The organism is Streptomyces sp. SID10853, from assembly GCF_010548145.1.
Lineage (GTDB): Bacteria > Actinomycetota > Actinomycetes > Streptomycetales > Streptomycetaceae > Streptomyces.
In genome coordinates, this window is the sequence record NZ_JAAGLN010000066.1 from 23,263 (window position 1) to 31,956 (window position 8,694).

The window sequence follows — 8,694 nt, forward strand, 5'->3', positions numbered from 1 at the left end:
GACGGACGGCGGACCGCAGACGGACGGCGGACCGCAGGCGGACGGCGGACCGGGGCCGGTCACCGGCCGTCGGCCGCCGGCCGTTCTGCCGCCGCCCGCCGGCCGCCGGGCCCGGTGCGCCAGTCGCGCACCACGGGCCCGACGGTGCGCACCACTTCGGCCGCCCGGTCCCGGCCCGCCAGCTGGGCCGCGTACAGGCCGAGCACCGGGGCGAGCGCGGCCGTCGCGAGCAGCAGCCGCTGGTTGGTGACGACGGCCGGGCGCCAGTGGCTCTTGTACGGTTCGGTGCCGCGCAGCAGGCTGATGACGGTCCGGCCGCTCTCGGCGGCGTGCCGGGCGTCGCGGCGCAGCAGCATCGTCGTCACGTCGACCTTCCTGGTACGGAGCTGAGGGTCGGCGCCGTACAGATATCCGCCGCTGAGCCGGGCGGACTGGAGCGTCACATTGGCGGCGACCACCGCACCGTCGAGGCGGTACTCGGTGAGCGCCGCGTCGCCGTCCCGCACCATGCGCTGGGTGGCGCGCGTCAGATGTTCGGCGAACCGGGGTCTGAGGTGCTCGGGTGTGACCCCGCGCCCGCGCCACTGCAGCTCGTGCAGGCGCAGCAACTCCCGGATGCCGCACGGCACTTCGTGCTCCGGGACGGCGCGCCCCTCGATCCCCAGCGCGTCGAGCTTGCGCAGCTTGGCCCGGACCCGCTGGGCCCGTCCGGAGGCGAGCCGTCTGACCAGCTGGTCGATGGGCTCGGCGGGCAGTTCGAGGCAGACCGAGTCGCTGAGCCTGCGCCGCGCCCCGGGCCAGCAGGCGTAGAGCTGCTCGGCCGCGGCCCCGGGGCGCACCTCGCGCAGATCGATCACCGCGTGCGGGGCCGCCCGGCGCAGCCCCTCGGCGAGCGCGGTGAGGGTGCCGGGCGGCTGCGAGCCGTCGATGAGGACGTCCGAGAAGTCGGAGATGCCGCCGCCCAGCGGGACGAGCAGCGGCAGCGGCCGGTGGGTGAGCATCAGCGGGGCGGCTCCCACGAGCTGTCCGCCGCGCCGTACGAGGACCACGCGCAGCCGCCCGGGTGTGCCGTACGAGAGCCACCAAGAGTACAGCCAGGAGTGGCTCTGGAACGGGGTGGCGGTGGCGCAGCCGCGGTACAGCGCCGCCCACTGGGTCTCCAGCGCGGCGAACTGCCGTTCGTCGCGGCACAGTGTCACGGACAGGCCGGACCCGGCCGCTGTCCCGGACCCCGGCCCACCGCCTGTCCTGACCCCGGTCCCGGACGCGATCCCGGCGGCCACCGCCATCAGACGTGTTCCTTCAGCTGCGCGGGCTCGGCGAGCGCGTCGGGCCCGGTGGCCTGGGCGGGGGCCGGGACCGCTGTGCCCTGGCTCCACTGCCTGCGGCGCGGGCGGACCAGCAGCGTGAGGGCTCCGACGAGGCCGCCGGCGCAGCCGCCGACCGCGATGCCGACCGGCACCGAGGGCGAGACGGCGGCCGACGGTGCGACGGCCTTCGAGAACAGGACCAGCCGGACGCCGGTGTTGCCCGCGGCTGCGTTGCCACTGGCGGTAAGCGCTCCGGCCACCGCGTTGGCGATGTCGGCGGCCTTGCCGGGGCGCGTCGCGCTGCCGGTGATGCCGATCATCGGCGACTCGGGCGACGTCTCCGTACTGACGTGCCGCCCCAGCGTCCGTACCGGGACGCCCGCCGCCTTCTGGGCCGCGGCGAGGGTCGAGGTGCTGGTGGAGATACGGCCGTACGCCTGGGCGAAGCCGAGGGCGGTGGAGGGGTCGGCGCCCTTGGCGGGGGCGGCGACGACATAGCTGGTGGCGGCGTAGTCGGGCGCCGCGGCCAGTCCGTACGACGCACCGCCGACCACGCCGACGAGTGCGCACAGGGGCAGCGGCCACCAGCCGGGCAGTGCGGCGGCGCGGCGGCGGACGGCCCGCCCGATGGTCCGGGGGATGGCTCGGTGCTCGGCCCGGCGCTCGGTCCGGTGCTCTTCGCGGGGCGAATCAGGCATGGGGCTCACTTCTTCGTCGGTGTCACGGATGTCGCGGAAAGGGGGCCCGGGGAGGGCGGCGCGGAAAGAGGCACGGGAAGGAGGCACGGAACGGGATCACGGGACAGGGTCACGGGACAGGGGTCACGAACGGCGGGCGTACGCGCGGGACGGCAGGGGCCGACGCGACCGTGCGGGCGTACACCCCGAGCAGACCGGCGGCGCTGCGCGCGATGTCGTAGTGGCCGACCACCGCCGACGGATCCAACCGCCGTGCCCCCAGGCTCAGTTGGTGCCGGAGCGCCGCCTCGATCTCCGCGGCGCCGCCCGGCACCCGCACCGCGCCAGGCACCGGTCCGGCCTGGAGGTCGTCGAGCGCGGGGCAGACGGCGTACAGGACGGGAAGGCCGGCGGCCAGCGCCTCGACGACAGCGAGCCCGAAGGACTCCTCGTCCGAGGCGGAGACGAAGACGTCCGCCGCGTCCAGGACAGCGGGGACGGTCGGCCCGGCATGCGGTCCAGCGGTCGGCCCGGCATGCGGCCCGCCGGACAGCCCGTCCGACCGCTCGCCCGACCGCCCGTCCGGCAGTGCGTCCGACCGCTCACCCGACCGCCCGTCCGGCAGTGCGTCCGGCAGTGCGTCGCACTCGCCGATGAGGTGGATACGGTCGCCGGCCCCGAGTTGCCCGGCGAGCGTGCGCAGCGCCTCCCGCTCCGGCCCGTCCCCGGCCAGCAGCAGCCTGACCTCCGGCAGCGCGGCGACAGCGCGTACCAGCAGGTCGAAGCGCTTGCCCGGCACCAGCCTGCCGACGCCGCCCACCACGAACGCGTCGGCCGGGATACCGAGCAGCGCCCGGGTGGCGGCCCTGACCCGTGGATCGTGCCGGAACCGCGCCCCGTCGATGCCGTTCGGTACGACATGGATACGCGCGGCCGGCACGCCCCAGCCGCGCAGCCGGTCGGCGACCGTCGCCGACACCGCGACCGTCGCCGAGCCCAGCCGCTCGGTGCGCAGATACAGCGCGCGGGCGGACCGGGTGAGGGGGCGGCCCTCGATGTACCGTGCGCCCAGCGAGTGTTCGGTGGCGACCGTGGCGCGCACCCCGGCCAGCCGGGCGGCGATCCTGCCGTACACACAGGCCCGGTACAGATGGGTGTGGACCAGGTCGTACCGGCCGCGCCGGATCAGCCGGGCCAGCCGGGGAAGTGCCGCGAGGTCTCGGTTGCCACGCATCCCCAGATGCGTGACGGAGACCCCGTCGGCGCGCAGCCCGTCGGCGACCGGGCCGGGGTTGGTGAGCGTGACCACGTCGCACTCGACGGGCAACTGGCGCAGCAGCAGCCGCAGTTGCTGCTCGGCGCCGCCCACACCGAGGCCGGTGATGATGTGCAGGACCCTCATCGGCTGCCTCCGGCCCGCAGCTGCCGCAGCCGGTGGAGCGCCCGTTTGGCGGCGAGCCGCAGGCCGCGGTCCGCGTGGCTGATGTGGGTGCGGGCCAGCGCGTGGCCGCCGGCCAGCGGGCCGGGGGCGATGGCACAGCCGTACGCGTATCCGGCGGCGCGCACGGCGTCGACGGTCCGCCGGTCGATGGTGCCGTACGGATAGCAGAAGCCCTCCGGCGCGACGCCGGTGATCCCGCGGAGCAGTTCGCGGCTTCCCCGGGTCTCCTCGCGCAGCTCGTCGTCGGCCGCTTCGGTGAGGTCCCGGTGGTAGAGGCCGTGCGAGCCGATCTCCATGCCGGCCGCGGCCGCGGCTCTGACGCCGTCCTCGGTGAGCAGCGGTCTGCGCGGCCCGAGTGCGTCCCAGACGTTCTCGCCGCCGAGCCTGCCGGGCAGTACGAACACGGTGGCCGTGCACCCGTGCCGCTTCAGCAGCGGCAGCGCGTGGTCGGTGAAGTCGCCGTAGCCGTCGTCGAAGGTCAGCCCGACGAGCCCGCGCCCGCGGCCCTCGGCGCGGGCGCGCAGCAGGGCGCCGACGCCGACACCGGTCAGCCCGGACCGCGCCAGCAGGCGCAGCTGGCGGTCGAGGCGCTCGGGGGCGACGGTGATGCCGTACGGGTCGTCGGTGGGGTCGGCGACCGAGTGGTACATCAGGATCCACGGCTGAATGCCGGGGCCGGGCGAGGGCCGGGGCGGGGCGGCGTATGGCGGCGTGTCAGCCGACGTGAGGGAACCGTTGCTTGGTGAGGTCGAGCAGGCCGACGACTTCGGGGGCGCGCAGCGCGAGTGCCGCGGCGGCGAACACACCGGGCACCAGCAGACAGCCGACGGCCAGGCTGGGCAGCGCGCCGGGGACCAGCGGGGCGAGCAGCGTCCCCGCCACGCACGCGGCCACGGCGGCGGCGGACAGCCTGGCGAGCGTGAGGGCGACACCGCGTACGTGGATGGAGACGACCCGCGAGCCGAGCCCGCGCAGCAGGAGCACGGCGGTGACGGTGATGCCCAGCGCGTTGGAACCGGCGATGCCGTACACCCCCCAGGGGCCGACGGTGAGCGCTCCGGCGACCGTGTTGACGAGAAGTCCTGCGGCCATCGCCGCGGCCGGGAACCAGGTGGGCCGCACCGCCGAGAAGAACGGCCTGCCCAGGGCGCCGACCAGGCACTGCCCGAGCAGCCCGAGCGCGTAGACCCGCATGATGGACGCCGTGGTCGCGGTGTCGCGGGCACTGAACGCGCCGCGCTGGAACAGGACTTCGATGATCTGCGGGGCGTAGGCCACGACGACCGCGGTGCCGGCCAGCACCACGACCCCGGCCAGCGCCAGATCGCGCTCGACCCGGCGCCGCGCCTGGTCGCCCTCGCCGTCGGCGACGGCCTTGGCGACCACCGGGAAGGTGACCGTGCAGATCATCAGCGACAGCATCATCGGCACCTGGGCGACCTTCTGCGCGTAGTTCAGGTGCGAGATCGCCCCGGCGGGCAGCGAGGCGGCCAGGAACCGCTCCACGAGGACCTGCGACTGACGGCAGACGGTGAAGATGACGACGGGCGCCAGCACACCGAGCACCGGCCGCGCGGTGCCGACGGCGGGGGCCGCGGCGCCGATGAGCGGCCTCTCGCCGCCTGCCGGGCGTACGGCCAGGTGTCTGACGAAGGCGGGCAGCTGGGCCAGCACCATCAGGACACTGCCCGCCGCGACCCCGGCGGCCGCGGCACGCACCCCCCACAGGGAGTGCAGCACCAGCATGGTGAGGATGATGCCGACGTTGTACGCCACATAGATCGTGGCGGGCGGCAGATAGCTGCGGTGCGCCCGCAGCGCCGCGCTGAGATAGCCGGTGATCCCGAACGAGAGCACGGTGAGGGCGGTCAGCCGGGTGCACTGGACGGCCACCTGCGGCTCGGCGAGCCCCGGCGCCAGAAGCTCCACGATCACCGGTGCGCCCAGCACCAGGACCCCGGTGGTGCAGCCGAGCAGTACGAGGAGGCGCGGCAGGGTGGCGGAGACCAGGGCGCGTACGGGGTCGGGGTGCTCGCCCGCGGCACGCCGGGCCAGCGCGTGGCTGAACGCCGGGACGAGCACCAGGGCCATCGCGTCCTCGATGAGCAGCGTGGAGGCCATCTCCGGCACGGTCCAGGAGATCAGGAACGCGTCGCTGTCACTGCCCGCGCCGAAGAGATGCGCGATGCTCTGGTCCCGGACCAGACCGAGCACCGAACCGGCGATGGTCAGCGCCGCGGTGATCGCGGCCGCCCTGGCCAGCACCTTCCCGAGCCGGGGCGGCGCCTGCCGGACGGCGGGCGGCATATGGCCAGCCGCCGACCGCACGGCCACCGCGGTACGGGCGGCTGCACGGCGCCGCGAACGGGTGCCGGTGGCGGTGCGGGTGGCGGTGCCCGCACCCGTACCCGGACCCGTATCCGTACCCGAACCGCCGACCCTCACCGTCCCCGCACCCGCACCGCCGGCCGTCCCCGTGCCCGTCCCCGTGCCGCTGGTCGTCTCGTTCATGCGGCGCCCGGCGCTTCCTGACGGCCCGCCAGCGCCCACCAGGCGATCAGGCCGAAGACGATGCCGGTGAGCGCGGTCGCGGGGCCGCCGATGTCCGCGTACAGGAAGTCGACCGTCTGCCACAGCATCAGTCCCACCGCCACGAGCCCGCAGTCGGCGGCCGCTCCGCGCCGTCTCCGCGCCCGGTACAGGCGGCGGGCCCCGCCCGCCAGGAGCGCGGCCCAGCTGCCGGCCAGCGCGGTGATCCCGGTCAGGCCCTGTTCGCTCAGGACCAGCAGATACATGTTGTGCGGCGAGAGCAGCGGCTGGCGCTGGTAGGCGTGGCCTGCGCCCGCCGTGTCGGAGCCCGACGAGAGCCCCAGCGAGGCGTGGCCGTCGCGGTACGCGGGAAATCCCTTGAGGCCGACGCCCGTCGCGGGCTCGTCGCGCCACATGCCGACCGCAGCCGCCCACATCGTGTACCGGTCGGTGACCGACTGGTCGGGGGCGGCCGTGACCTGGGTGATCGAGCCGAGCCGTTCGGTGATGAGCTGCGAGCCGACCCCGAATCCGCCGACGAGCACCACCGCGACCGCGACCACGGCGGCCAGGGCGCGGACCGCCGTACGCAGTCCGGCGAGCAGCACGACGGCAAGCACCGCGACCACGGTGGCGATCCACGAACCGCGGCTGAAGGAGAACGCGAGCGGCAGCACCAGCGCCACCGCTGCGGCGAGCGCGGCCGGGCGCACCCAGCGGGGCGCGCCGGGCGGCGGAAGCAGCGCGAGCCCGGTGGCGACGACCATCCCGAACGCCACGGTGGTGGCCATGCCCATGATGTCGGTGGGGCCGAAGGTGCCGACGGCCCGGATGTCGGAGCCCATGTACGAGGCGCCGCTCCCGGTCGCGTACTGCCAGACGCCGAACCCGCCCTGGACCAGCGCGAGTACGACGAAGGCCCCGGCCACGAACCGGAAGTCGCCGGCGTCCCTCAGCAGCAGCACGACCGCCGCCGGCACCAGCACGAACACCTGGAGGTACCGCACGAACCCGGGGAGCGCGGCCACCGGATCGGCCGCGGTCACGGTGGCCACGGCGAACCCCACGACCGGCACGCCGAGCACGACGGCGGCGGCCGGGCTCAGCGGACGGGACCTGCCGCGCAGCATCCGTACCGCGCAGTACAGCACCAGGAACGCCGAAGCCACGTCGGCGACCGAGATGTTGGTGGAGGTGCTGGCCCCGTTCCCGTACTCGACGGGGACGGCCAGCAGCAGGACGGGCGCGGCCACGGGCAGCACCGGCCACCGGCGGGCGAGCCGGCGCCCGAGGCACACGGCGAGCGGCGCGGCGGCGGGCGGCGCGGTGCGCGGCCGGGGCAGCGCGGGGGCCTGGGTGAGAGCCGTCACGGTCAGCTGCCCCCCAGCCGGAAGAGCGAGCCTGCGGTCCTGGCCAGGATGCAGATGTCCTGCCAGAGCGACCAGCTGTCGATGTAGTGGTTGTCGAAGCGGGCCCGGTCCTCGATGGAGGTGTCCCCGCGCAGTCCGCTGATCTGGGCGAGCCCGGTGATCCCGACGGGCATCCGGTGTCTGGACCGGTAGCCGGGGTGGCAGCCGGAGAACTTGGTGACGAAGTAGGGCCGTTCGGGCCGCGGGCCGACCAGGCTCATGTCGCCGCGCAGTACGTTCCACAGCTGCGGCAGCTCATCGAGCGAGGTCCGGCGCAGCAGGCTGCCGGCGCCGCTCATCCGGTGGTCCCTGGCGACGCTCCACCGGGTCGCCGACTCGTGGTCGTCGGCGGGGCGCAGCGTACGGAACTTGAGCAGGGTGAAGGCGCGCCCGTCCATGCCGATCCGTTCCTGCCGGAAGATGACGCCGGGCCCGTCGGAGATCCGTACGGCCAGCGCGCACAGCCCCATCACGGGCGCCGCCGCGATCAGGGCCAGGGCGGCGAGCGAGGTGTCGAGGGCGCGTTTGCCCCAGCGGCTCACGCGGTGGCCCGGCACGGCCAGCGGCCGCACGGCGAACCCCCACAAGTGGTCGGCGGACACGGTGCGCCGGCCGGGCCCCGACGTGTCGACGAGCCACAGCTGGACGCCGTACTCGCCGAGCAGCCGCACGAGGGACGGGTCGTCGGCGGTGGCGCCGCCGGGGCCGACGAACAGGGCGTGGCGGACCGTGGTCTGGATGACGGCCCGGCCGATCTCCTCATGGGTCGCGAGCACGGGCAGTACGGAACTCCCGTCCCCGGCGGACGATCCGGCGTCGGTGGCGGCCCCGGTCCCCACAAGACCCACCGGCCGCATGCCGTAGGCCGGGTGCGCGTAGAGCGCGGCACTGATCTGGTGGGCGGTGGCGCCGCCGCCGACGATCAGCGTCGACTGCCCGCGCCGTGCGGCGGTGACACGCGCCAGCTGGTGGACCGCGCCGCGGACCACGCAGCCGGTGAGGGTCTGCGCGGTGACCGCGGTGGCGAGGACCGTCCAGTCGAGGATGTGCCAGGGCGCGAGGGCCGCGAAACAGGCGGCCGCCGTGCACCACAGGACGAGTGCGTGGCCGAGCAGCGCGGGCAGTTCGAGCAGCGCCGACCTGGAGAGGCGCCGCCGGTAGAGGCCGCCGTGCAGGTGCAGCGCCAGATGCAGCGCGAGCAGCGGTACGAGGACCAGCGGCGCCGGGCTCAGCCCGGGCACCAGCGCGCAGGTGGCGGCCAGGGCGACCGTGTCACCTGCGATCAGCGGGGCGACCGTACGGGTCCGCCGCCGTCCGGCCGGCCGGAC

General features: G+C 75.2%; 7 protein-coding genes. All 7 read right to left on the bottom strand.

What is annotated here, in order from left to right:
- Positions 1–59 precede the first annotated feature (59 nt).
- Positions 60–1,289, bottom strand: coding sequence for a GNAT family N-acetyltransferase (locus G3I19_RS15520; protein WP_164264183.1), 1,230 nt, complete (start codon positions 1,287–1,289; stop codon positions 60–62).
- Positions 1,289–2,008: a lipopolysaccharide biosynthesis protein gene (locus G3I19_RS15525; protein ID WP_203599619.1), complete on the bottom strand. Its 720-nt coding sequence runs from the start codon at positions 2,006–2,008 to the stop codon at positions 1,289–1,291. Before G3I19_RS15525 ends, G3I19_RS15520 begins: the two co-directional genes overlap by 1 nt.
- Before the next feature lie 109 nt (positions 2,009–2,117).
- Positions 2,118–3,389, bottom strand: coding sequence for a glycosyltransferase (locus tag G3I19_RS15530; protein WP_164264184.1), 1,272 nt, complete (start codon positions 3,387–3,389; stop codon positions 2,118–2,120).
- On the bottom strand, positions 3,386–4,078 hold the full coding sequence (locus G3I19_RS15535) for a polysaccharide deacetylase family protein (protein WP_164264185.1): 693 nt from the start codon (positions 4,076–4,078) through the stop codon (positions 3,386–3,388). Before G3I19_RS15535 ends, G3I19_RS15530 begins: the two co-directional genes overlap by 4 nt.
- A 64-nt stretch (positions 4,079–4,142) precedes the next feature.
- Positions 4,143–5,939, bottom strand: a complete 1,797-nt coding sequence (gene murJ, locus G3I19_RS15540) for a murein biosynthesis integral membrane protein MurJ (protein ID WP_164264186.1) — start codon at positions 5,937–5,939, stop codon at positions 4,143–4,145.
- The gene (locus G3I19_RS15545) at positions 5,936–7,255 is read right to left on the bottom strand and encodes an O-antigen ligase family protein (RefSeq protein WP_343235117.1); all 1,320 of its coding nucleotides are present in this window, start codon (positions 7,253–7,255) and stop codon (positions 5,936–5,938) included. Before G3I19_RS15545 ends, murJ begins: the two co-directional genes overlap by 4 nt.
- Before the next feature lie 74 nt (positions 7,256–7,329).
- Positions 7,330–8,649: an exopolysaccharide biosynthesis polyprenyl glycosylphosphotransferase gene (locus G3I19_RS15550; RefSeq protein ID WP_164264191.1), complete on the bottom strand. Its 1,320-nt coding sequence runs from the start codon at positions 8,647–8,649 to the stop codon at positions 7,330–7,332.
- Between the last annotated feature and the right edge of the window lie 45 nt (positions 8,650–8,694).